The organism is Nocardiopsis sp. iso_237, from assembly GCF_056173345.1.
Genome location: NZ_CM149669.1, coordinates 350733 through 374661, shown reverse-complemented (window position 1 = coordinate 374661; position 23929 = coordinate 350733). Strand labels below are relative to the sequence as shown.

Annotated in this window: 21 protein-coding genes; 15 read left to right on the top strand and 6 right to left on the bottom strand. The window is 69.5% G+C overall.

The features are described from left to right. Nucleotides 1-205 precede the first annotated feature (205 nt). The 8 genes from AC0VYM_RS01935 to AC0VYM_RS01900 all read left to right on the top strand — a co-directional run bounded on the left by AC0VYM_RS01935 (nucleotide 206) and on the right by AC0VYM_RS01900 (nucleotide 8898). The gene (locus AC0VYM_RS01935) at nucleotides 206-526 is read left to right on the top strand and encodes a hypothetical protein (RefSeq protein WP_475458263.1); all 321 of its coding nucleotides are present in this window, start codon (nucleotides 206-208) and stop codon (nucleotides 524-526) included. 61 nt (nucleotides 527-587) lie between these two features. Further along, entirely contained in the window at nucleotides 588-3272 is a 2685-nt protein-coding gene (locus tag AC0VYM_RS01930) for a TPR repeat domain-containing protein (protein WP_475458260.1), read from the top strand. 65 nt (nucleotides 3273-3337) lie between these two features. Then, nucleotides 3338-3835, top strand: coding sequence for a hypothetical protein (locus tag AC0VYM_RS01925; protein ID WP_475458258.1), 498 nt, complete (start codon nucleotides 3338-3340; stop codon nucleotides 3833-3835). Between the two features lie 249 nt (nucleotides 3836-4084). Then, nucleotides 4085-4423, top strand: coding sequence for a hypothetical protein (locus AC0VYM_RS01920; protein ID WP_475458256.1), 339 nt, complete (start codon nucleotides 4085-4087; stop codon nucleotides 4421-4423). Nucleotides 4424-4466: 43 nt separating this feature from the next. Then, nucleotides 4467-4760 (top strand): WXG100 family type VII secretion target, encoded by a 294-nt coding sequence (locus AC0VYM_RS01915; protein WP_431868344.1) that lies wholly within the window; start codon nucleotides 4467-4469, stop codon nucleotides 4758-4760. Between the two features lie 14 nt (nucleotides 4761-4774). Further along, nucleotides 4775-5122 (top strand): hypothetical protein, encoded by a 348-nt coding sequence (locus AC0VYM_RS01910; protein ID WP_475458253.1) that lies wholly within the window; start codon nucleotides 4775-4777, stop codon nucleotides 5120-5122. Nucleotides 5123-5187: 65 nt separating this feature from the next. After that, the gene (locus AC0VYM_RS01905; RefSeq protein WP_475458251.1) at nucleotides 5188-7458 is read left to right on the top strand and encodes a serine/threonine protein kinase; all 2271 of its coding nucleotides are present in this window, start codon (nucleotides 5188-5190) and stop codon (nucleotides 7456-7458) included. Between the two features lie 339 nt (nucleotides 7459-7797). Then, nucleotides 7798-8898, top strand: coding sequence for a hypothetical protein (locus tag AC0VYM_RS01900; RefSeq protein WP_475458249.1), 1101 nt, complete (start codon nucleotides 7798-7800; stop codon nucleotides 8896-8898). 206 nt (nucleotides 8899-9104) lie between these two features. Here the strand turns inward: AC0VYM_RS01900 and AC0VYM_RS01895 are convergent, their stop codons facing one another. Then, complete coding sequence (locus AC0VYM_RS01895; protein ID WP_475458247.1) at nucleotides 9105-10466, bottom strand: outer membrane protein assembly factor BamB family protein; 1362 nt, start codon at nucleotides 10464-10466, stop codon at nucleotides 9105-9107. 99 nt (nucleotides 10467-10565) lie between these two features. Continuing rightward, entirely contained in the window at nucleotides 10566-10769 is a 204-nt protein-coding gene (locus AC0VYM_RS01890; protein WP_475458245.1) for a hypothetical protein, read from the bottom strand. Between the two features lie 482 nt (nucleotides 10770-11251). Between AC0VYM_RS01890 and AC0VYM_RS01885 the strand changes: the two genes are divergently transcribed. The 4 genes from AC0VYM_RS01885 to AC0VYM_RS01870 all read left to right on the top strand — a co-directional run bounded on the left by AC0VYM_RS01885 (nucleotide 11252) and on the right by AC0VYM_RS01870 (nucleotide 16481). Next, nucleotides 11252-12676 (top strand): outer membrane protein assembly factor BamB family protein, encoded by a 1425-nt coding sequence (locus tag AC0VYM_RS01885; protein ID WP_475458242.1) that lies wholly within the window; start codon nucleotides 11252-11254, stop codon nucleotides 12674-12676. Nucleotides 12677-12924: 248 nt separating this feature from the next. Continuing rightward, nucleotides 12925-13359, top strand: coding sequence for a hypothetical protein (locus tag AC0VYM_RS01880; protein ID WP_475458240.1), 435 nt, complete (start codon nucleotides 12925-12927; stop codon nucleotides 13357-13359). Between the two features lie 99 nt (nucleotides 13360-13458). Continuing rightward, entirely contained in the window at nucleotides 13459-14391 is a 933-nt protein-coding gene (locus tag AC0VYM_RS01875; protein WP_475458238.1) for an AEC family transporter, read from the top strand. A 191-nt stretch (nucleotides 14392-14582) separates the two neighbouring features. Continuing rightward, nucleotides 14583-16481 (top strand): serine hydrolase domain-containing protein, encoded by a 1899-nt coding sequence (locus AC0VYM_RS01870; RefSeq protein ID WP_475458236.1) that lies wholly within the window; start codon nucleotides 14583-14585, stop codon nucleotides 16479-16481. Nucleotides 16482-16650: 169 nt separating this feature from the next. On the opposite strand, the gene AC0VYM_RS01865 is transcribed toward AC0VYM_RS01870, so the two are convergent. From AC0VYM_RS01865 to pdhA, 3 genes are read right to left on the bottom strand one after another with little or no spacing between them, the layout of a single operon-like run. After that, nucleotides 16651-18057 (bottom strand): dihydrolipoamide acetyltransferase family protein, encoded by a 1407-nt coding sequence (locus tag AC0VYM_RS01865; protein WP_475458233.1) that lies wholly within the window; start codon nucleotides 18055-18057, stop codon nucleotides 16651-16653. Nucleotides 18058-18076: 19 nt separating this feature from the next. Continuing rightward, nucleotides 18077-19057, bottom strand: coding sequence for an alpha-ketoacid dehydrogenase subunit beta (locus tag AC0VYM_RS01860; RefSeq protein WP_475458231.1), 981 nt, complete (start codon nucleotides 19055-19057; stop codon nucleotides 18077-18079). Nucleotides 19058-19060: 3 nt separating this feature from the next. Then, entirely contained in the window at nucleotides 19061-20176 is a 1116-nt protein-coding gene (gene pdhA / locus AC0VYM_RS01855; protein WP_475458229.1) for a pyruvate dehydrogenase (acetyl-transferring) E1 component subunit alpha, read from the bottom strand. Between the two features lie 401 nt (nucleotides 20177-20577). Between pdhA and AC0VYM_RS01850 the strand changes: the two genes are divergently transcribed. Continuing rightward, complete coding sequence (locus AC0VYM_RS01850) at nucleotides 20578-21696, top strand: lysostaphin resistance A-like protein (protein WP_475458227.1); 1119 nt, start codon at nucleotides 20578-20580, stop codon at nucleotides 21694-21696. Nucleotides 21697-21955: 259 nt separating this feature from the next. On the opposite strand, the gene AC0VYM_RS01845 is transcribed toward AC0VYM_RS01850, so the two are convergent. Further along, the gene (locus AC0VYM_RS01845; protein WP_378747235.1) at nucleotides 21956-22591 is read right to left on the bottom strand and encodes a sigma-70 family RNA polymerase sigma factor; all 636 of its coding nucleotides are present in this window, start codon (nucleotides 22589-22591) and stop codon (nucleotides 21956-21958) included. Nucleotides 22592-22868: 277 nt separating this feature from the next. On the opposite strand from AC0VYM_RS01845, the gene purS reads away from it, so the two are divergent. Next, entirely contained in the window at nucleotides 22869-23111 is a 243-nt protein-coding gene (gene purS, locus AC0VYM_RS01840; protein ID WP_017546939.1) for a phosphoribosylformylglycinamidine synthase subunit PurS, read from the top strand. A gap of 224 nt (nucleotides 23112-23335) precedes the next feature. Beyond that, nucleotides 23336-23815, top strand: coding sequence for an ATP-binding protein (locus AC0VYM_RS01835; RefSeq protein WP_475458225.1), 480 nt, complete (start codon nucleotides 23336-23338; stop codon nucleotides 23813-23815). The last annotated feature ends 114 nt before the right edge of the window (nucleotides 23816-23929 follow it).

Genomic DNA, 23929 nt, shown 5'->3' with positions numbered 1-23929 from the left:
TGTCCGCTCCCCGCGCCGGTGGCGGTACCCGGTCCCACCTGGGTGAACGGAGAGTCTCGTTACCTACTTGTTCCCTTTGGTATGAAACCCTCGTTGCCTCATCGTCGTCGCAACAGTCGATCCTGACCTCATCTCCCCCACAGCGGAGACAGCGGAAGCCGGTTCATCGTGCCGGTGCGCATCCTCTTCCGAAAGGAGTGCCCCCATGACCGAATCGGGCGCCAACCCGATCGAGGCGATGGAGGGCGGCGAGTACGCGGAGACCCTCGCCGCCGCGATGGCCGGGCTGGCCGACGCCTTCGACATCCTCATGGGCGACGCGGCGAGCGCCAGCGGCCACGAGGACCTCCGGTCCGGGTTCAACAAGTTCCGGGAGGAGGCCGACCAGGCCCTCATCGACCTCCAGGAGCACGGCCTCGCCCTGGCCAACAACATCCAGGCCGGAGCGGGAGAGATCGCCAGGAACGACCAGGAGAGCTCCGAGGACTTCCACCCCTGGTCCTCCCACCGCGAACTCAACTTCTGACCCCCGCGACGCGACAGCCCCCGCGTCCCCCTCACCACCCGCTCGATCCCCACCCCTGAGGATGTCCGTGGCCACCATCGCCCTCGCCTTCGCCCCCCGTGAATTCTTCGGCAAGCCGGACACCATGTACGAGTGCGCAGCGGACCTGGAGATCCTCAACGCCCGCGTGCTCGGCCGGGCCGACGACCTCGGGGGTGGCTTCGACGCGGCCGCGCAGCAGTTCACCGACATCATCGCCTGGGACATCCGCGGGCAGTCCGAGGAGGACGTCCAGAAGTGGCGGGACGCCGCCGTCACCGTCAGCTACGCGGCCTCGGTGGCCGAGATGTGGGCCGACGCCGTCCAGGCCTTCCATGACGAGCGCGACGCCCAGAACTCCGACTGGCGGAACGGCAAGAGCGAGAAGGAGGGCGCCGTCCCCGCCGCCTACCAGGGGGACCGGATCACGGAGTCCCACCCCCAGGCCGACGGGTTCCTCTGGACGGACTGGGGCGCCGGGGACGAGAAGAGGTGCCGCGAGCTGTACGACGAGCTCTCCACCATCCGGGACGGGCTCGTCACCCGCGAGCAGACCAACTGGGACAAGCTCCAGGAGGTCGCGGAGGACGCCCGGAGGATGCTCGAGGAGGGGCCCACCCCCGAGAACGTCTCCAAGCTGATCGAGGCGGGCAACGCCAGCTGGGGGTTCCTCAGCCTCGATCCCTCCCGCTACTCGTCGCTGATCGGCGACGACGTCGAGCTCACGCCGGAGAACGCCGAGGAGTACGCGAACGACCTCGCGGCCTACTGGTCCGGCGACCGGCCCATCGATGACCGGTACCACGAGCTCATGCTCGTGATGTCCATGCTGGGGACGAGCGCCAAGCAGCACCAGGAGAACGGGACGGAGTTCAGCGCCGACGAGGTCGGCTTCCTGGAGGAGTTCTACAGGCAGCTGGAGGACCCCTACCTCCGCGACGGCGTCGGCGGCGGCCTCATGGTCTACCCCGAGCTCATGGCCGAGTCCGGCATGTCCGACGAGGAGCGCGAGCGGGCCCTCGGAGTGCTCGGAGACGGGCTCCTGGCGCTCTCGGATCCCAGCATCGGCGGCGGCTACGACAGCCTGCCCCAGAGCTTCCGGTACGCGGTCGAGGGCCCGTGGATCAACCCCGACGCCGACGGCAAGATGCCCGCGACCCCGGTCTCCCTGGGCATGGACATGAAGGCGCTCTCCGCCTTCATGGAGCACACGGACGACAACCTGGAGGCCGGGTACGGACTGTCCACCAACCTCCACCTGGCCACCGGGGCCTTCCTGGACGCCTGGGGGGACGAGGTCCACGACTCGAGCGGGGTCCTGCCCGACTCCGAGCAGGTCTCGCACATGATCGACGTGGCCTCCCGGAACAAGGACTCGAACTACTACATCCTGACCGGCGAGCACCTCAACGAGGAGCCGGGCGTCCCCTACGGCGACGCCGACCTGCGCAAGCAGGCCCTGGAGGGAACCCTGACCTTCGAGTGGCACGACAACGGCCACACCGCGCGACAGCTCACCGACTGGCTCGCGGAGGACGTCCACAGCGAGGACCCCGAGCTGAGCCAGCGCGCGGGCGACGCCTTCGCCGGGTTCATGCGGACCATCACCGACCCCGACATGCACGACGCCCTCATCAACACGGGCGTGGACGTCACGGAGGGGGACAACGAGTACTCGGACGCCTCGTTCACCCAGTTCAACGGAGCGCTCGCGGACAGCCTGGCCGATATCTTCGACGCGCACATCTTCAGCTTCGCCAACGGCGACATCCTGGACTCCGACAACAAGGCGATAGAAGGTATCGGGGACTTCGACCTCGAGACCGGCTATGTACGTATGGGACCCGACGAGCGTGCGCAGTTCATGCAGCTGCTCGTGGGCAACGACGAGACCGCTGGACGCGTCGCGGGCTCGGTCGACACCTACCGGCAGTTGGAGGCCGTCGCCTACCTGGAGTCCGGCAATAACGTGGCATCCGCGCGCGGCACCGCTCAACTCCAGGGGTTGTTCGAACGCGCCCTGTTCCTGGATTCGGCGGATCGCAGCGCCGACCTGGACGCGACGATCGAGCGGAAGACACAGATCGCTGACTTCCTGGTGGGCGAGGCGGGGAACCTCTCCGAGAAGATCCCGCTCATCGGACAGGGAGTCTCGAAGGGTATGGAGCTGGGCAAGGACAGCATTGTCGGAGCGATCGTCAACGGAGAGTACGACGTGTCCCCTCGGTTCTCCGTATACACGAGTGAGCCCAACATGGAGCGTGACTTCCGGGTGGAGACGCTGAATTTCGTCGCTGAGAACAATCCGGAGGTGCTCAACGGCGACGTCCGGCGCGGGGACATCAGAGCCCTGGTCGGTGGTGGTGCTCTCAGCATCGAGCGGGACGGCGTGGCGCTCGATCCCGGCGACATCCAGGACGACTTCGTGTTCGACGACTCCGTCACCCTGACCTTCGAGAAGGACCCGGGTAAGTGGGAGGACAGCGAAGACCGGGCCCTCTCCGACATGGACGGTGCCCTCGGAAAGGTCACGAACTCCATCGTCCTCACCGCGAACACCACCGACCCGTACACCGGAGGACCCGTCGAACACACGGCGCCCGGCCGTGAATGGGTGTCGGACTACACCGGCACCTACAGCGGCGCATACCAAACCACCCGGGACTACTTCGGAGGCGAGCTCGAGTCGTTCGGGGAGCCTCCGACGTCTGACGAAGAGGGCAAGTGATGACACCGACCGGTACCGCCTCGTCCCCCCTTGGGCTTGTCTTGAAGAACCGTCTGGAACACCGCATGAGCCGGACGACCGGCCTGACCGGCCTCGCCGTCGCCGCTGGACTGGTTCTGTCCGGTTGCTCGACGTCCGAGGCCGACCCCGAGCCCGCGTCCGGTCTGCCCGAGGACTACGTCTCCGTACAGTGGGTCGAACGAGAGGTGCGGGTCCACACCCTGGACCGGATGTTCACCGAGGGGGACTCGACGGAGGTCGTCGAGAACACGGGCGCCGCTCGTGACCACCTCCTGGATTGGGGGGTCGTGTCCGAGGAGGGGGACGGCTACGCCGTCCAGTTGGACAAGGGCTCCTGGGACGACGAGATCCACCTGGCCAAGGTCGACGGGGCCCTCGGCGCCGCGATGAACCAGAACGAGGTCGCGTGGTGCGGAGAGGCCGTCAGTGGCAAGGACTTCGTCGACGTCTACATGGACGAGTACCAGGACTCCTTCGACACTCAGGACGAGTACACGGCGAGCGTCGTCGACTACGTCGACTGCGGCACGGGGGCTCCGTGACCGGAACCGGCCACTCCATTCCGGGCCTTCGACGCCTCCTCGAACTCCCGGGTTCGCGAGAGGCGGGGAGGGAATGCTCACCCGATTCGCCTCGTCACGAAATACGCACGTACATTGACCGAAAGGTCATACCCTTACTAATCTCCGTAGCGCCGTACCTCCCGTGTTCGTGAAGCAGCGGACGAACACCCTGCCCATGGGGGACAGGCCCACGAACTCACCCGCCAGCGATTCCTTGAAAGGGCACGGATGTCCCAGCACGCCGGTCTTGAAAATGTCAATAGCCTGTCGCAGGGAGGCGAACAGCTCGGTCAGGAGTCCGACGGCCTCCGCACCCAGATGAACCAGCTCATCAACGACATGAGCGGCGACGCCGACTCCCTCCAGGGCCAGGCGCTCCACGACTTCCGTGAGGCCCGGAACAGCCTCACGGAGCGCTTCGACGAGCTCATGACCTGGTGCAGCCAGAACGGCATCAAGCTGAACGAGGGCCAGCAGCAGTTCAACCTCACCGACAGCGAGGCGAGCGACGACTTCTCGGCGTCAGGCCAGGACCTCGGCGGCCTCTCCCGCCCGGTCAACGCCTGACCCTCCCTCCTCCACCCGTTCCACCCCCAGGAAAGGCACTCTCATGGGTTCCCAGTTCGACGTCTACGGAAATGTCGGCGGTCTCCAGACGCTGGCCTCCGACCAGCAGGCGCACCTCGGTCGTTTCACCGCGATCATGAGCCAGATCAACGAGCAGTCCGAGAGCACCGTCAGCCAGTGGGAGGGCTCCGGAAGCCAGCAGTTCCAGTCCAAGGCCCAGGAGTTCGACACCCACTTCTCCGAGGTCAACTCCGCGTTCGCGAAGATGATCGACGCCACCAGTGACACCGCGGACAAGTACGGCAAGCTCACCCGGTACCTGGACGGACTGTTCTAGTAGGCTGACCTTCGATGTCCTCCCCACCTTCGCCGCCCTCCACCGACCCCGATCCACAGCTTCCGGAGGCGTTCCACTACACGCCCGACGAGGAGAAGTACGTCCTCGAGGCGGACGCCCTCCGGCACCGGCAGCTCCGGTCCGCGCTGCTGTACGGGTCCAGTCGCTACTGGCGACGGCGCCAGCGGGTGTGGCCGGCCGTGATCGGCGGGGCCATCCTCATCGCGCTCATCTGTGGGGTCATCGCCCTGGTGGGGGCCTTCGGCCGCCAGCAGGAGATCAACGAGGAACGAGGGTGGGGAGCCAACCGCCAGGTCGGGAGCGCCGCCATCGACCTGTCGGCCCCCTCGGACCGTCCCTGACCGCACACGCCATCCCCCGCTCCGTCTGACCGGGCGGGCCTCCACCACGAAGGGGGCGATCTCCCATGTCCGTCTGGGCGCCGGGGTACGAGACCTCCACTCAGCTTCGTCAGGGACGCCGTGCCCGGATCTTCCGCGCGGTCCGTGTGACCAGCGGCGCCGAGGTCGTGCTCAAGGTCCTGCCGATGGAGGCAGGACAGGCCGAGCTCGGGCACCTGCGCACCCTCGACGGGGTCCCCGGTGTGGTCCCCCTGTTGGACGCCGGAACCACGGCGGACGGCGAGTTCTTCGTGGTCACGCCCTTCTACTCCGACGGTTCCTTCGGGGAGATGCTGGCGCGGAAGGGCCCCGCTCCCATCCAGGAGGCGGCGGCGGTCGCGCGCAGCGTGGCCGGGGCGCTGGGGGCCCTGCACGGCCGGGGGCTGCTGCACAACGACATCTGCCCGGGCAACGTCCTGCGCGCCGGACGGACCCCGGTGCTCACGGGCTTCGGCGCGATCGGCCGGGTCGGGGAGGCGTTGCCCCCGCCGCCCCCGCAGATGGAGTCGTTCCTCCACTCACCGCCGGAGTCGCTGCGCGGTGAACCCCGCACGGCGGCGTCGGACGTCTACCAGCTCGCCTCGACGGTCTGGACGATGCTCACGGGCCGGGCCCCGTTCTCCACCACGGACGGAACCCCCTTCGACCCCCGGGCCTACGCCCAGCGTGTCCTCGGCGAGGAGGTCGCGCCGGTACCGCGTCAGGACGTGTCCCGTTCCCTGCGCGGGGTCCTCACCCGTGCCCTGGCGAAGGACCCGGCCAACCGACACGCGAGCCCGGCCGAGTTCGCGGCGGCCTTCGAGAAGGCGAGGTCCGGACGTCCGGCCGCGGCCCCCAGCGGTGCCCAGCCCTCGATGCTCGCCGCCCCGGCGGACGCCTCCGCTGGTCCACGCCCGACGCCCACGGGCCCCCAGGAAGCGCCCGCACACAGCGCACCCCAGACACCGCCCGTCTCCCCGGGCACCTGGACCCCGGCGGCTCCCTCGGGTCCGCAGGCGCCCGTGGCGCCGCCTTCCGGGCCGCAGACACCCTTCGCCGCGCCATCGGGGCCGCAGGCACCTATGGCGCCGCCCTCAGGTCCGCAAGCACCCTTCGCCGTACCCTCCGGTCCACAGACACCCGTGGCGCCGCCCTCGGGGCCGCAAACACCCTTCGCCGTACCCTCCGGTCCACAGACACCCGTGGCACCGTCCTCCGGACCGCAAACACCCTTCGCACACTCCGGTCCACAGGCGACCGTGGTGCCGCCCTCAGGTCCGCAGACACCCTTCGCACACTCGGGTCCACAGGCGCCCGTCGCGCCCCCGTCCGGCCCCCAGATCTCCCACCTGTCCGCGCCCTCGGGGCCGCACGCGCCACCTGCCCCGCCGACCCCGGCCCCCGTGGAGACCGGCCCCGACCAGACTCCCTCCGCCCCGCCGGAGGACAGGTCCCGCCTGGCCAGTGCCTCGAGTCTGCGCCCGCCCCAGCGCCCTCTGCCCACTCCCGAGGAGCGGGAGCGCCACGGGGCCGTACCGGAAGCCTCCCCGCACAGCACCGCCGACCTCATGATGGCGAAGCTGCGCGGCGAGGAGGTCTCCCCGCTGCGTGCCTGGGCCCGGTTGGAGGGGTGGAACGGGGACGCTGAGTCCGCGTACCTGCCCACCGAAGAAGTCGTCGAGGAGCGTTCCTCGGACCCGGAATGGGACTCGCTCTCCGCTCCCCTCGAACCCCCTCGGTGGCGCAAGCAGATGCACATCGGAGTGACGGTCTGCGGGGTCCTCCTGGTCACCGTCGTGGGCAGCGCCTTCGCGGCCAGGAGCCCCTCCCAGCCCGTGGTCGAGACCGTGGCCAGCGAGGAGGCCGAGGCGAAGACGGACGAGGAGGCACCCGCGGAACCGGTGGCCGCGCCCTCACCCCTGCCCGAGGGCAGCCCTCCGTCCGAGGTCAGCCTGGAGGACACCCTCAGCGCCGTCACCATCTCCTGGGCCGATCACACCGGCGGCACCGGTTCGTACTTCGTGGTCGGCGGCCCACAGGGGCACGCCCCGGCGACCCTGGCCAGAACCGGCCCCGGCGCGGTGACCGCACAGGTCCCCACGGACAACACCCAGGGCGAGTACTGCTTCGTCGTCGTCGCCGTCGACGGAAGCGCGGCACCCGCCGAGGAGGTCTGCACGACCCGTGCGGCGGAGCGGGCCGCCGAGGCGGAACGCCTGGCCGAGGAGGAGGCCGCGGCGGAAGAGGAGGAAGAGGAGGAAGAGGAGGAGAACGAGCCCGATCCCTCGCCGTCCCCCTCCCCCAACGCCGACGAGTAGCGACCTCCCTGGCTCCCCGTCACCTGGAAAGTCCGGGACCATTCGTCCCGTACGGCAACGAGAATGGTCCGGACTTTCCCACGCCCCACCGCTCGAATTTCGTTGCCGAATGGTGAATGGAACGGGGTCCTCTCGGTCCGGCCTCTCGTTCGGTGAAAACGGGACGGTTGTGCGCTGGTGAATCCCCGCGACCAGGGGCACCCAGGGGAGAGTCGTCGGGGACCGGGCCCCGTGGCCGCGCCCCTCGGATAACGTGAGGTCGGGGAGAACCGTGACGTGTCGCCGGGGATCCCACACCCTGGAACCACCCGCTCCTCCTTCTCCCCCGAAAGGCGATCCATGCGGCGTTCACTCGCCTTGGCCTCTGCTGTGTGCCTCCTCGCCGTGACGGCGTGCGAGTCCTCCTCCGGGTCCTCGGAGGGAGCACCGGAGACGGTCGAGGAGCTCACCGAGGACGGCCTGGTGGGGCTGGCCCTGGTGCACCGGGGGTTCGAGGGCGGAGACCCGGAGACCGAGCAGGTGCTGGTCTTCCACGACCCCGACACCGGGGCTCCCCTCCAGCGGATCGACCTGCCCGACGGCGCGGTGGACCCCATGGCGCCCGCGGTGCCGGTACACAAGCGGTTCTCCGAGGACTGGCAGTACTTCGCGTTCGTCACGAACGAACCCAACGCCGTGCACCTGGCGGACCTGACCGACCCCCAGGACGCCGAGGAGGAGGGCGAGGAGTTCTCGTACCAGCCGGTCGAGAGCATCCAGGCCTCGGGGGACGAGACGCTGTCGGACCCGGTGATCCACGGGGACCGGCTCTGGTACGTCTCCGCGCAGGGCCAGGGGCAGCCGCCGCAGGTCCAGTCGGTACCGCTGGAGGCTCCGGGAGGCACCCCCAACCAGGAGGGCAGTCTGGCCCTCGGGGAGGGGCAGCGGCCCAGCGACTGGACGATCACACCGGACGGCTCCCTGCACATCCGCAACAGTGTCCCCACCCAGCAGGTCGCCGGGGGCGAGGGCAACCTCGTGGTGCGTTCGACCAACGGCACCGTCGTGAACGCCACCCTCAACACCGGTGGCGAGCAGTGGCAGACCTTCGACGACGCGCCGGTCTGGGGCGGTGAGCAGGCCCTGCTCCGACCGGACGGCGACGGGGACCTCCAGGGCGCCCACCTGCTCACGGTCGAGGGCCAGAGCTACGGCACGACCCGCCTGCTGGAGGACGCCTCCAGCCCGGTCGTGCAGTACACCCTGGCGCCCGAGCGGGACGCGATCCTGCTCCAGACCGAGGAGGCCTGGTTCCGGGTCGACCTGGAGGAGGCGGCGGTGACGGAGACCGAGGAGAAGTTCCCGCGCTACCACGACACCTCCATGGACGGCTGGCCCCTGGTGGTGCGGTGGTCCCAGGAACCGCCGCCGGACGCCCCCTCGGAGAGCCCCGGCGACTGACACGGGAGCCAGGCACACGGCTGATCCGGCCCCCGTCCCCGCCTTCTCACCGCCGATCGCACCTCTCGGGCAGTTCAGTGCCCCCCGATGCCCGCACCGGGCAGGAGTTCATCGACCTCGTCCTGCACATCCGACCGAATCGATTCTCGTAGCCAGGGACCACGACGGATCAGGTGAGGCACGAGCCCGAGGCCGGATCTCGATCGTCAGGTCAATCCCACCGCCCGGATGCTCACATCGGACTCCTCCGCGACGACGACGGCTCCCGGTACGGGCACCAGCCTCGGGGCATCGGCGTTCGCGTTGATAGAGCCCTCGGTCCGGAACAACAGCGGTTCGTTCGGCGACAGATCCACCGGTACCAACCATGACTCGCCGTTCTCCCAGGAAAGGAACTCCGCGTTCACCTCACCCCGGGCCCAGACTTCGTCGGTCAGGTAGTCCAGGCGCAGCATCCCCTCTCCGGTGACCATTCCTGGATGGATGGCCGCTTCCCCGGGCCGGACGGAGCCCTCGACGTGCTCTCGTCGGGAACCGTCGAAGTTCATCACCTGGTACCGGACCTCCTCCGGATCCTGGGACTTCTCGACGTAACCGTCCCCCAGCAGAGCGACGCGCTGCCAGTCCTCGCCGTCAGAGAAGGCGGATCCGGGCAGTTCATCCCCGGTGTGGGGGTCCAACAGCCACCGCTCCCTTGCCTCGGAAGAGTTCCCGTCGTCCGATTCCAGAAGCAGCACCCGTCCGTCATCGGAGAGTGTGACCTGCGGCTGTTTCACCCTGTCGGCCGTGAAGGAGAACTCCTCCTCCCAGAGGACGTCCCCCGTTCGGGCGTCCAGCCCTACCACTGAGAGAGTCTGACCAACCCCGGCCGCCGCTTCCGCACGGGAGCTCTCCGCGAGTACGGCGCTCAGCACGATGGTGTCCGCGGTGACAACGACCTCACCCGCGTGGAACTCTTCCGCTTCTTCCGGAATGTCCTCCGCGAACTCCCACAGCGGCTCCCCGGTCTCCAGCGATGCGGCGGTCACGCGGAATCTCCCTGTCCCTGAGTGGGACAGCCGTGCGTCGTCGGTCAGGAGCGACGACCCACCGTCGCCCCCACCAGCACGAACGGGAAACTCCGCCAGCAGCTCACCGGTTCCCGCGTCCAGCACGACCACGTCGAGGTCACCTTCGTCCTCTCCCCGGTAGGCCAACACCACGGACGCCTTTCCGGGGGTGGTCGACGCCGACGCCAAGGTGCCATCAGGAATCCGGTACCGCCAGAGCTCGGCCCCTGTCGTCCCCTCCAGCCCCACGACCCCGTCAGTGAGAACCATGACGGCGCCCCCGACGCCCGCCAACACGTTCCGCAGCACGAAGCTGTCGGGGGCCTCCCACACCCAAGCGACCTCCGAGACCGCATCCACCGGGGAAAGTGCTCTGACCTCACCTGAGTAGGTCACCTGCTCATCGGACAAGAAAACCGCCGGGAGTGAACAGCCTGAAGCCACCACGGAGAGAGCCACCGCCGCGGCGGCGATCCCCACACCACAGGCACCCTTGGAACTCACATCAATCCTCGTCACCTGCCGTGTCCCTCCTGCGACATCGGCGCCCCAACTCCAGAGACACATCATCCAACACACCACTTCTGTCACCACCGTGAGATCCACGGGTAAGCGGTGTCAGGTCAGTCCGACCACGGTCCATGGACCTGGGTTCTTCTCCGTCACCACCACGGCCCCAGGCACCGCAACCAGACGAGGAGCGTCGGGAAGAGTCATCGCGCCGCCCTCGGACCTGATCCACCACTCCTTGTTCGCGGTCATGTCAACGTTCAGAACCAGAGGGCCGCCCGAGGCGTCCCAGCGTGCGAACTCGATGTTCATCGATCCACGGTCCAGGTCCGCTTCGGTCAGGTAGTCCGGCCGAAGCACCCCCTCCCCTACAAGCAGACCCCGGGTCGATGTCACCTTCGGCCGGACGCTGGTGAGTCTCCAGATTGGCTAGTTCCTCGCCGCCGAAAGACATGTGCCAGTACTCGACTGTGCCCTTGTCATGGTCAACGGCGGTCTCGACGTAACCGTCGTCGAGCAACCCCACGCGGTGACGTTCCCGGTTCTGGTAGGCCGCGCCCTTGATCTCCTCTCCCGTCTCAGGGGCGATGAGGAACTCATGCCGTTGGTTTCCGATCCCCGCCTCCAGGAAGAGCGCTTCGGCTCCGGGGGAGAGTTCGTGCTTCGCGAGTGGGGAACGGCATCCCTGTCGCAGAGCCGATCGGTGCCGTTCCACCGATTCGGAGAGGCCACGTTAGCCTTCTTCGGTCTCGGCGCCCTACTTCAACTCCCAACCGGCCCCCTGAGGAGCGGATATGGAACTGAACGGAATTCTGTCCGTGACGGCGCTGACCCTTCTGCTCTCGTCGTGTTCCCTGATACCCGGGGCCTGGCAGGAGAGCGAGATCGACCATGTGGTGTTCCAAGGGATCGCCGAGCCGCTGGAGGTCCCCGAGAACCTTGCCTCCATGGGGTGGGGCTGGGAAGCCCCCGAGGAAACCAACGTCGTCGCGGTGCATCCCGCCTCCTTCGGAGTGGTCGTGACCGTCTCGGACGGGGTCGTCGCCCTGCGGGGCGACACCGGAGAGGAACTCTGGCGGTACAGACGTGTGGGCGAGGCGGTGACGGACGCCAACGTCACGACGAGCGGAGAACGCGTGGCGCTCGCCTACCCCGTCGACGTGGAAGACGAAGCCGCAGTGGCAACGCATGACGTCGTCCTCCTCGACTCCTCCACAGGCAAGGAGCTCGGCTCCCACACGGAGGACTTCACCGCTGAGGCGGCCCTACCCGGGAACGTCACGACGCTGTCCCCCATGCCGGAACACCTGGGCCTGCTCTCCGACTCGTCCCGAATCGTCTATCGCAAGTTGGACGGCCAGAGAACCGGGGTGTACTCACTCGATCTGGAAACCGGCGACGAAATGTGGAGCCTCACGGACCTCCACGGAGAAGGCCAGGAAGGGCGGGACTTCCACCCCAAGGGAGTGGTCGCCTCAGGCGACACGATCATCCTTTCGGGCAACTTCATGGACGAAGACATCGAATCTCTTCCCGAAACCTCGGAAAAGCAGGAGCACACGGTCGTTCTCCTGGGACTCGACGCCGACTCAGGCGAGGAGCTCTGGCGCCACGAACTCGACAGGAACGCCCCCCTCGATCTCCACCCGGTCAGATTGGGCGTTCAACCGACGTCAGGTGCGGTGATCGCTGAGGCCCGCGGCGTGGATGAATGGATACTCGACCCCGGCACAGGGGAACGCCTGACCGAGGAGAAATTCTTCTCAGGGCGAGAGGGCAATGTCATCGGCGCTCTGGAGAACACAGTGGTGACTGAGTTCTCGCTGGTGGATGACGACGAGTTCGAGTACTCGTACACCGACTTCTCCGGGGACACCCACACGACCATCCGCGCCTCCGCCCCGTCGGAGCGCATGTCTCGTGCGTTCGTCCTGCCCCTCAAGGAGGCGGCCGTCTGGCTCGACGTGAGCCAGACCAACACTTCCTTGGACCCCGAAGAAGCCGCCTGGGACGAGGCACGCCTGGTGATTGATGAGGACGGCGAGTCCCGTGTCATCGACCTCGGTGTCCGGGTCGAACGCGACTACGCCCAAGACGGGAGCGAAGCTCAGCGCTCTTCGCTCCCCAGTCCGCCCGACATGACCGTGGCCCCGGGCGCGCTGGTGGTGCAGGAGAAGGTCCCGGGAGGCCCGCGCCGCCTTGTGGGCGCGGTCCCGTAGCGACAGGGCAGCTTCACAGCACCGCCGCCCGGGTCGGGGAGCGAGTGGTCCAGGGGGCCGGGAAGCGTTCCTCTCCTGACGTTGCGCTGGCACTGGCCGGTGTCTGTCACCGTTTCAGTCGGCCGCGCACGACGTGGACGCCCCCTCGGAGAGCCCCGGCGACTGACACACCACGGGGAGCTTCCTTACGTTCTCAGGGTGCCCCATATAGCGTGAAATCCCGCGACCCCAGGGAGAGGACACCTCGAATGCCCAGGAAAAGGAACCAGCGCGGCACCATGGCCGCGCTCACCTCGCTGCTCGACAACACCCGCGCCGTGGCCGGGTCCGCCACGGCCTTCGGCGCCCCGGTGAGTTCGGGCGCGACCACACTGGTCCCCGTCGCCAGGGTCAGCACCCTGAGCACCATGGGCGGCGGCACCGGGAACCTCCCGTTCTTCGGCGGTGACGGCGCCGGGGGCGTCGGCTTCACACGGGTCCGCCCGTCGGGATACCTGGTGGTGGGCCCCGACGGCGCCGGCTACCGGCCCATCCGCCAGCCGGCCACCGCTCTGGCCATCCCCCTGGCCGTGATCACCGCCGTCGCGGTCACCCGCATCGTCTCGGTGTCGGTCAGGGAGGCCCGCCGCCGAAAGATGGTGGAGGCCCTCCACAACCGGCAGGAGTGCGACCCTGAGCGCTGAGCGGTCACTTTCCGTGGTGTGACGTGGGCCGTTTCGCTTCCGGGCGGACTCCGTTAGCCTCGGCGGGTCGCGGCCGCACGGTTGTTCGGAGGGCGTTCCTTGTCCGGGGTCATCGTCGGGTTCGGGGTCATCGCCAGCATTGTCGTCATCGGCTACATGCTCGGGCGCATACCCCTGCTCGGTCCGGGGGCCAGGGAGGTCCTCAGCAAGCTGGCGTTCTTCGTCGCCAGCCCCGCTCTGCTGTTCACGATCCTGGCCCGGACGGACCTGTCCATCCTGGTGTCCGGCCCGGTCCTGGTGAGCGTGCTCAGCGTGGTCATCGTGGCCCTGGCCTTCCTCGTGGTGGGGCTGGTCCGCCGCTGGGGCGTCGGCCGCACCACCGTGGGCGTGCTGGGCGCCTCCTACGTGAACGCGGGCAACCTGGGCATCCCGATCTCCGTGTACGTGCTCGGGGACGCCTCCCTGGTCGCCCCGATCCTCCTGTTCCAGCTGCTGGTGCTGGCCCCCGTCTCCCTGACCGTGCTGGACCTGGCCAACGGGAACGTGCGGGGTTTCTGGCCGGTCCTCCGCCGCTCCCTGGGCACCCCCGTGCGCAACCCGGTGGTGATCGCCTCCATCGCCGGGGTCGCGCTCTCCGCCTCCGGCTGGGTCCCGCCCGCTCCCCTGATGGAGCCGTTCGAGCTGATCGGCGGCATGGCGGTCCCGGCGATGCTCCTGGCCTTCGGGATCTCCCTGCACGGCAGCTCCCTGCCGGGCCGAGCCGGACCCGACCAGGTGCCCGTGCTGCTGGCCGTCATCCTGAAGTCGGTCGGGCTTCCGCTGACCGCCTGGGCGCTGGGAGCCCTGGTGTTCGGGCTGGAGGGCGCCGCCCTGTTCTCGGTGGTGGTCCTCGCGGCCCTGCCGACGGCGCAGAACGTGTTCAACTACGCCACCCTGTACCGGACCGGTGAGACCCTCACGCGTGAGGTGATCCTGTTGACCACCTTCCTCACGGTGCCGGTGCTGTTCGCCGTCACCTTCCTGCTGGGCTGAGTCCCCGCCGGGGGCACTCCAACACTCTCCAGGACTCGACCAACGCTGTGTTGGTTTTTGTCGGTTCGGGGTTTCTTGAGCGCCGTACTACAGCTGGCCGTACCCCGAGGAGGGTCACGGGCTCCAGTGCCTCCGAAGCGCCGGGTTCCTAGCGTTGACGGAGACATCGGAACGCCCCATTGGAGCCCCAGTTGCCCGCCCTTCGCTCCCTCGCCGCCCCTCTCGGCCTCGCCCTGGCCGCCGTCCTGGCCCTCCCCGCCGCCGCGGGCGCCGCGCCCGTGGCGGCCCCACCCCCCTCCCTCGGACTCACCGAGGAGGCCGCCAGGGAGTTCGTCGACCAACGCGTCCCCGAGCTGCTGGCAGAACACGGCGCACCCGGTGTGGTGGTGTCGGTCGTCGGGGACGGCGCTCCCCTGGCCTCCGCCGCGCACGGGGTGGCCGACCTCGCCGCCGAGACCCCCCTGGACCCGCTGGCCGGTCTGCCCACCGCCTCCGTCGCCAAGTCCTTCACCGCCCTGGCCGTCCTCCAGCTCGTCGAGCGGGGCGAGGTGGACCCGCACGAGGACGTCAACACCTACCTGCCCGAGGACCTGCGGGTCCCGGACACCCACGACGAGCCCGTGACCCTCCACCACCTGCTCACGCACAGCGCCGGGTTCGACGAGCGCACCGAGATGGACGACCCGGAGGACCCCGCGAGCCAGCGCGATCTGGAGGAGTTCCTGCGGGACAACACCCCCGAGCGGCTGTTCCCGCCCGGCCGGTTCACGGCCTACTCCAACTACGGGACCGGGCTGGCCGGGTTCGTGGTCCAGGAGGTGAGCGGCGTGCCGTTCGAGGAGTACGTGGAACGGAACGTGTTCGCCCCGCTGGGTATGGACGACACCCGGTTCCGCCAGCTCCACGAGGAGGACGGCCTCGTCACCGCCCACCGGTCGGACGGCTCCCCGGTCCCCTACCCCCACATCCCGCTGCCTCCGGCCGGGGCCGCGGTGACCACCGGCGACGACATGGCCCGGTTCATGCTGGCGCTGCTCGGCGGCGGTGAACTGGACGGCGAACGCGTGCTCGGTTCGGAGTGGGCCGACGCCATGCTGGACCGGCGGTTCGAGGTCCACCCGGAGGCCACCGCCATGGGCTACGGGACCTACGAGTTCCGAACCGGCCCGCCCCGGGCCGTGGGCCACGGCGGCGACCTGGACGGCGTCCACACCGGCTACGTGCTCGTGCCCGAGATCGGCGCCGGGGTGTTCGTGGCCGTCAACGGCGACGACTCCGGACCCGACGCGGGGGCCGACCCCCTCCGGGACCTGCGCTTCGCCGTTCTGAACGGCTTCGTCGACGCGTTCGCCCCCGCCGAGGACACGGACGGAACGGGCGCCGGGAACACCGACGCGACCCCGGCGAGCGCCTACACCGGCGGCTACGTCACCACGCGGCGCCCCGGTTCGGGGAGCGGGCGGATCGTCACGCTGTTCGACAACGTCACCGTGCGGGACGCGGGCGACGGGGCCCTGAACGTACGCGGAGGCCTGGTCCCGGACGACCGCTGGGTCCCCGTGGGCGACGACGTGTTCGAGGCCGAGGAGACCGGGGAGCGACTGGCGTTCGTCATGGAGGACGGCGAGGCCGTCGCCGTGTACCTGGACGCCAATCCCACCAGCGGCTACGACCGGGTCCCCGTGTGGGGCACCCCCGGCGTGCACCTGGTGACCGTCGCCGTCTCCCTGCTGCTCCTGCTGAGCGGGGCCGTTCGTCTCCGCCGCCCGGGAGGGGCCGCGCGGACCGCAGCCGCCGTGTCGTCCGGGCTCACCGCGCTGGCCTGTCTGGCCGGTGTGGGGCTGGTCGTCTACGCGGTCCTGGACCTCAACCGGCTCCAGGAGTGGCTGCTCGGCGGCTCGGCCGCGCTCTCCCTCCCGCTGGGTCTGGCCGTCCCGCTCGCCGTGGTCACCGCGGGGTTCGCGGTCACCGCCTGGGTGCGCGGCTGGTGGGGGCCGGTCCGCCGGGTCCACTACTCGCTGCTGCCGGTGGCCGCCCTGGCCGTCGTCGCCGTGGGCGCCCAGTACGGCCTGGTCTGGCCGTTCGCCTGAGAACCGCCGCGGTTCCGGAAAAAGCGGGGGTCAAGGGTTGGTCACGCCCCCGTCGCGGGAACACCTCTCAGTAGGGCCCGCCCCCACCCCCTTGGGGGCGGGCCCGACCAACACGTCGGGGCCGGTGCGGCCGGGGTCTCCCCCTACCGCACCGGCCCCTCGTCTTCGGCTACCCCCAGGCCAGGGCGGTCAGCTCCGGGTCCTCCAGCGCGGTGCCGACGTCGCGCAGCACCTTGGAGCCCAGTTCACCGTCGACCAGACGGTGGTCGAAGGAGAGCGACAGGGTCGTCACCTTCCGGATCTTCAATTCGCCCTTGTGGACCCACGGCATGTCGCGGATCTGCCCGAAGGCGAGGATGGCGGCCTCACCCGGGTTGATGATCGGCGTACCGGCGTCCACACCGAACACACCGACGTTGGTGATGGTGATGGTCCCACCGGACATGTCGGCCGGGGTCGTCTTGCCCGACCGCGCCGTGTCGGTGAGGGCCTTCAGGGACGCCGCCAGCTCCGGAAGGGACTGGGAGTCGGCGTCCTTGATGTTGGGCACCACCAGACCGCGTTCGGTGGCCGCGGCGATCCCCAGGTTCACGTAGTTCTTGACCACGATCTCCTGGGCCTCCTCGTCCCAGGAGGAGTTGACCTCCGGGTGGCGGCGTACCGCCATGAGCAGGGCCTTGGCCACCAGCAGGAGCGGGGACACCCGGACGTCGGCGAAGTCGCGGCGCTCGCGCAGCCGGGACACCGCCTTCATCGTCCTGGTGACGTCCACCTGGAGGAACTCGGTGACGTGCGGCGCGGTGAACGCGCTGTTCACCATGGCGGCGGCGGTGTGCTTGCGCACGCCCTTGATCGGGACGCGCCGCTCACGGGCGGTGCGGTCCACCGTGGGCGCGGCCGAGGTCTCCGCGGCCGTCTCGTCGGCGACCGGAGCGGGCGCTGCCGCCTCACCGCCACCGACGGCGGCGTGCACGTCCTCGCGGGTCACGATCCCGTCCCTGCCGCTGGGCGCGACCGTGCTGAGGTCCACCCCGAGGTCCTTGGCCAGCTTGCGGACCGGGGGCTTGGCCAGCGGACGTCCGGGCGCGGGCGCGACCGCGACCGCCGGGGCGGGCTCGGCGGGCCTGGGCACGGGCGGGGACACCGGGCCGGACGGGGTGGGACGGCGGCGGGCGCGGCGCTGTGTGGCGGCGGCCTTCTCGCCGTAGCCCACGAGCGGCTTCTCCCGGACCTCCTCGGGCTCCTCGGCCTTCCCGGGCTCCGGCGCCTCGGAGGTGTCCGGGGCGGCGGCACCGGAACCGCCGGTGCCGTCGTCCACGGTGATGATCACCGAGCCGACCTCCACCGTCTCGCCCTCGGCCGCCAGCAGCTCCCGGACCGTCCCGGAGAACGGGCAGGGGAGCTCCACGACCGCCTTGGCGGTCTCGATCTCACAGATCATCTGGCCGTCGGCCACGGTGTCGCCCGGCTTGACGTACCAGGTGAGGAGCTCGGCCTCGACCAGGCCCTCACCGACGTCGGGCAGTTTGAACGCGTGCACGCCGTCGACCGCGGGCGTGCTCTTCTGAATCGCCATGTCTTGCGGTATCCCCGATCTAGTACGCGAACGCCCGGTCAACGCCGTCCAGGACGCGGTCCAGGTCCGGCAGGTAGTGCTCCTCCAGCCTGGACTGAGGGTAGGGCGTGTCGAACGCGGCCACGCGGATGACCGGCGACTCCAGGTGGTAGAAGCACTCCTCCGTGACCCGGGCGGCGATCTCCGCGCCGGGGCCGCCGGTGAGGGTGGCCTCGTGCGCCACGACCAGGCGGCCGGTGCGCTTCACCGACTCGGTGATGGTCGGGTAGTCGACCGGCGCCAGCGAGCGCACGTCGATGACCTCGATGGAGTGGTCGGTGTCGGCCTCGGCGGCCTGGAGGGCCGTCTTGACCATCGGGCCGTAGGCCAGCAGCGTGCAGTCGGTGCCGCGTCGGGCGACGCGTGCCGACCCCAGCGGGGTGGCCTCGGAGAGGGACGCCTCCGTGTCGACCTCGGCCTTCTCGTAGTAGCGCCGCTTGGGCTCCAGGAAGATGACCGGGTCGTCGGAGCGGATGGCCTGCTGGATCATCCAGTAGGCGTCCTCAGGGTTGGCCACGCTGACCACGCGCAGACCGGCGGTGTGCTGGAAGTAGGCCTCGGGGGACTCGCTGTGGTGCTCCACCGCGCCGATGCCGCCGCCGTAGGGGATGCGCATGACGACGGGGACGCTGAGCGTGCCCGCCGAGCGTCGGCGCATCTTGGCGAGCTGGGTGAAGGTCTGGTTGGCGGCGGGGAAGAAGAAGCCGTCGAACTGGATCTCCACCACGGGCCGGTAGCCGCGCATGGCCATGCCGATGGCGGTGCCGACGATTCCGGACTCGGCCAGCGGGGTGTCGATGACCCGGTCGGCGCCGAAGTCCTTGTGCAGGCCGTCGGTGACCCGGAAGACACCGCCGAGCCTGCCGACGTCCTCGCCCATCATGAGGACCTTGGGGTCGTGCTCCATGGCGGCGCGCAGGCCCGCGTTGATGGCCTTGCCGATCGTGAGGTTGGTACCCATGGCCTAACGGCCCCCTTCCGCGCCTGCGCCCTCGAAGGAGGACAGGTAGTCGGCGAACTCGGACCGCTGCTGGTCGATGTGGACGTTGGGCTCGGCGTAGACCTCGTGGAAGATGTCCAGCGGCTCGGGGTCGGGCATGGAGCGGCACTGGGTCCGCACCTGCTCGCCGACCCGGTCGGACTCCTCGTCCACGGCGGTGAAGAACGCCTCGTCCGCGAGGTCGTTGAGCTCCAGGTAGCGGCGCACGCGCAGGATCGGGTCCTTGGCCTTCCACTCGTCGAGCTCGGCCTTGTCCCGGTAGCGGGTGGGGTCGTCGTTGGTGGTGTGGGCGCCCATCCGGTAGGTGAACGCCTCGACCAGCGTGGGGCCGTTCCCGGTCCGCGCGTTGTCCAGGGCGGCGCGGGTGACCGCGAGGCAGGCGAGGACGTCGTTGCCGTCCACGCGGACGCCCGGGAAGCCGAAGCCCGCCGCGCGCCGGTAGATCGGCACGCGGGACTGGCGCTCCAGCGGCTCGGAGATGGCCCACTGGTTGTTCTGGCAGAAGAAGACCACGGGGGCGTTGTTCACCGAGGCGAAGTTGAACGCCTCGTTGGTGTCGCCCTGGCTGGTGGCTCCGTCACCGAAGTAGGAGATGACGGCGGTGCCGTCCTCACCGACGGCGCCGTCGCGCTGGACGCCCATGGCGTAGCCGGTGGCGTGCAGCGCCTGGCTGCCGATGACGATCGTGTAGAGGTGGAAGCCGTGCTCGTGCGGGTCCCAGCCACCGTTGGTGACCCCGCGGAACATGCCGAGGAGTTCCTTGGGCTCGATCCCGCGGCACCAGGCGACGCCGTGCTCGCGGTAGGAGGGGAAGGCCATGTCGCGGTCGCGGAGTGCGCGTCCGGAGCCGATCTGCGCGGCTTCCTGGCCCAGGAGCGAGGCCCACAGGCCCAGTTCGCCCTGGCGCTGGAGGGAGACCGCCTCACTGTCGACCCGTCGGACCAGGACGAGGTCTCGGTAGAGCGCGCGGATCTCCTCCGCGCTGATGTCCAGGGGGTAGTCGGGGTGCTCGGTCAGCTCCCCTTCCGGTGTCAGGAGCTGAATGAGCTCCGGTTCCTCGTGCGCGGCGATGTGCGACACGTCGCTCCTCGGGTTCTCGGGGCCGACTTCGCGTGGGTGAACGCTGATCGGCCGGATCACGGTCCGTCCACCCGGGGTGTTGGGCGGGTGCGGACAGCCCTCCCCATATCGTGACAGAACTCACCATGGAGAGCGCAAGCCCCCAGCGACACCTTTTCCCCTGCCCGACCCATGATCCCGAACCTTGGCGACAGCGCAACTACCAGGGCTTCCTAGCTTTTACAAGGTCTTCCAACTACTTTGTGGCAACTTGTCCGCAACCGGCCGAACGCCGCTGGCCCGGGGCCCGACCCCGGCCGCGAAAGATGACACCTGTCATACGGGCGGCCGTGTGATTCGCAGCGAAATCGCGTGATTCCGGAGACTGCCGCGTGAGGGGCGGCCGGACCTAGGTTCGAACCATGCACCCCGAAGACGACCACGCACCGCCGCACCCCGCCCCGGCACACCACCCCGCCGCGCCCCAGGGGCCCGCCGTGCCTCCCGGAAACCCTCCGGGACCGGCGCCGCGGCGGCGTCGCGGCCCTCGTCCGGTTCCCCCGGGGCGGGAGTACCACCGGGTTCTGGCCACCGAGAAGCGTCAGATCTGGCGGGGGATCGCCGCGCTCGCGCTCCTCATGGGCGGGATGCTGGTCTTCTCGTTCGGGTTCGCGATCCTGGGCATGGTCGTCGACCTGCTGCTCGGTCGGGACAGCCTGATGACCGGCGGCGACGAGTACACGCCGGTGCTCCACGGCGCGACCCTGCTCGGCCTCGCCCTGCTCATCCCGTGGAGCATGCTGATCCAGCGGTGGCTCTACGGCGTGCGCGGCGCCTCGCTGCACTCCGTGCTGTCGCTCTTCCGCATGGAGGTCTTCGGCCGGGCACTCCTGGTGATCCTGCCGCTCTGGACGCTCTACATGGCCGTCTTCACCGTGGTGGGTCCGTCCGTCCCCGAGGCGGACTGGGCGTTCCGGGACATCGTCGCGATCTTCGCCCTCACCCTGCTGCTGGCGCCGCTCCAGTCGGCCGGTGAGGAGTACGGGTTCCGCGGTCTGGCCTTCCGGGTGGCCGCGAGCTGGGGCCGGGGGCCGCGCACGGCGCTGGCACTGGGCGTCGTGGTGTCGAGCCTGCTGTTCACGTCGGCGCACCTCGCGCTCGACCCGTGGCTCAACCTGTACTACTTCACGATGGGCGTGGCCCTGAGCCTGATCACGTGGCGCACGGGCGGCCTGGAGATCGCGGTGGTCATCCACGCGGTGAACAACACGGTCGCCTTCCTGCTCTCCACCGTCCTGCGCAGCGACTTCGCCGAGGGGTTCGACCGCTCCACGGGAGCCGGGTCGGCGGCGATGCTGGTTCCGTGCGTGCTGCTGGTGGCGATCACGGCCGTGGTCTGGTTCCGCACCAGGCGGACGGGGCCGGAGCTGACCCCGGCGGAGCACCCCCGGGGCGCGGATGGCCGGGCGCCGGATGCGTCAGGAACGGCGGGGGTCGGGGAATCCGGCCGGGCGGCGGATAACGGCCCCTGGGGCCCCTGAACCGCACCTGGTTCCGAACACGGAGAATGCACCGGTGCCGACTCCGGGTCGCTGCCGGTGCGTTTTCCGCCAGAAGTCCGGTGAGTGGCCGAAGGCGGACGGTCCCACCCGTTCCCGCGCTTCGCCCGGGGCCCTTCCGATTTCACCGGGAGCACTTGGCGGCGCGTGCTCGGGCGCCATTGGCGGGCCCTCCGAACGCCCCCGGCGGCACGGCCTCCGGGCGCTTTCGGGACCCCGTTCCGGCCACGGGCGCGGCCGGTCACTCCGACGCGGTCCGCGCCTCCTGGGCGGGGACCCGCATTCCGCGCTCGCGACCGTAGTCGGCGAGCATCTCGCGGAGCTGGCGCCGTGCCCGGTGCAGGCGGGACATCACCGTGCCCAGGGGTGTGCCCATGCGCGCGGCGACCTCCTTGTAGGCGTACCCCTCGATGTCCACGAGGTAGATGACCTCCTGGAACTCCTCGGGGAGCCGGGCCAGGGCCTGCTTGATGTCGGAGTCGGGCAGGTGGTCCAGGACCTCGGTCTCGGCCGAGCGCATCCCCGACGAGGTGTGCGTCTCGGCGGCGGCCAGCTGCCAGTCCTTGATCTCGTCAGTGGTCTCCTGGCGCGGTTCCCGCTGCTTCTTGCGATAGCTGTTGATAAAGGTGTTGGTCAGGATCCGGTAAAGCCAGGCCCTCAGGTTGGTTCCGGCACGGAACTGGTGGAAATTGGCGAAGGCCTTGGCGAACGTCTCCTGGACCAGGTCCTCGGCGTCGGCCGGATTGCGCGTCATGCGCAGGGCCGTCGGGTACAGCTGGTCGGCGAACGGTGTCACCGCGGTGGCGAAGTCCAGTGTCTGCGCCTCGTCACGGGCCCCACCGGTCGTGGAGATCTGATCCTTTTCGAGAGTCGTCAAGATTCCCCCTCGGGACGACCGAATGATCACTTCCACCCTGTAAGACGCCGCCACACGCTCCCAATGATGACATCAATTGAGGTGATACGGGTCACGAACGAGTCGAAACCATCACCTGTCCCGGCAAGGACGCGGCAAAGGCCCCGCGTGGCTCCTGGCCAGGACCCGTGCGCGCCCCCGGGTGTCATACGCTGGCGACGCCCGCCAGGCGCGTCCGGACGAGGCGCCCTACAGAACGGCGGACCAGTGGCATACCCATTTTTCCTGTGGAGGACCTGTGGCCCGCGTCGTGGTTGACGTCATGCTCAAGCCCGAGATCCTGGACCCGCAGGGCCAGGCCATCGCCGGCGCCTGCCCCCGCCTCGGATTCGAGGGGATCGAACAGGTCCGCCAGGGCAAGCGTTTCGAGGTCGAGGTCGAGGGCGAGGTGGACGAGGCGAAGCTCGCCGACGTGCGCCGCCTGGCCGAGACCCTGCTCGCCAACACCGTGATCGAGGACTTCGAGGTCCGCCCCGCCTGATCCGGTTTTCCCACGGGCACCGGAGGCCACGGGGTGGGAGCGACACCCGGCCGCGAATCGGTCGTCGCCAACCGCGCCCCCAGCTCCCCCGAGTGTCGGAAGTGTCCCGGATGTTCAGCCGCGTCCCTTCGAGGGCGCGGCTGTTCGTTTTACCCGTGGCGGCCTCGGGAAGGGTTCCTAACGTGCCGAGCTGGTAACCGACACGGAGCACGAGAGGTACACGGATGGACACCGTTTTCTCGATCTCCCTCCCCAGGCAGGCGTACACGGTCGCCGTCGTACGCGACGTCCTCGGCGCGCTGCTTCGCCGTTCGGGCCTGTGCGCCGGGTGTGTCGACGACATACTCCTGGCCGCCTCCGAGGCCTGTTCCAACGCCGTCGAACACGGGGAGACATCCCCCGACTACGAGGTGGGCGTCGAGCTCGCCGCGAACTGGTGCGAACTCCAGATCTCCCAGACCGGGAGGGCCCCCGAGACGGGGTCACTCGTCCGGAGATTCGCCTCGGATCACACGCCCCTCCCGGGTCTGACGTCAGAATCGGGCAGGGGCATCTCTCTGATGCGGTACCTCATGGACGAGGTCGCCCTGCGTCCCGAACCACACACCACCGTCATCCTGCGCAAACGCGTCACCACCTGCGACCCCGCCCATCGGGGGGCCTCGGAACGGGGCCAGCCGTCGACGCGGTTCGCGCTCCTGTAGACCGCCCCCGGACCCGGGCGTCCGCCCGTCCCCGCGCACCGTCCGCGCGGGGGTGCGGCCTGTGTGGCCCCGGTCGTCCCCGGTCAGTGACGTACGCCTCGCGAACTGTCGGGT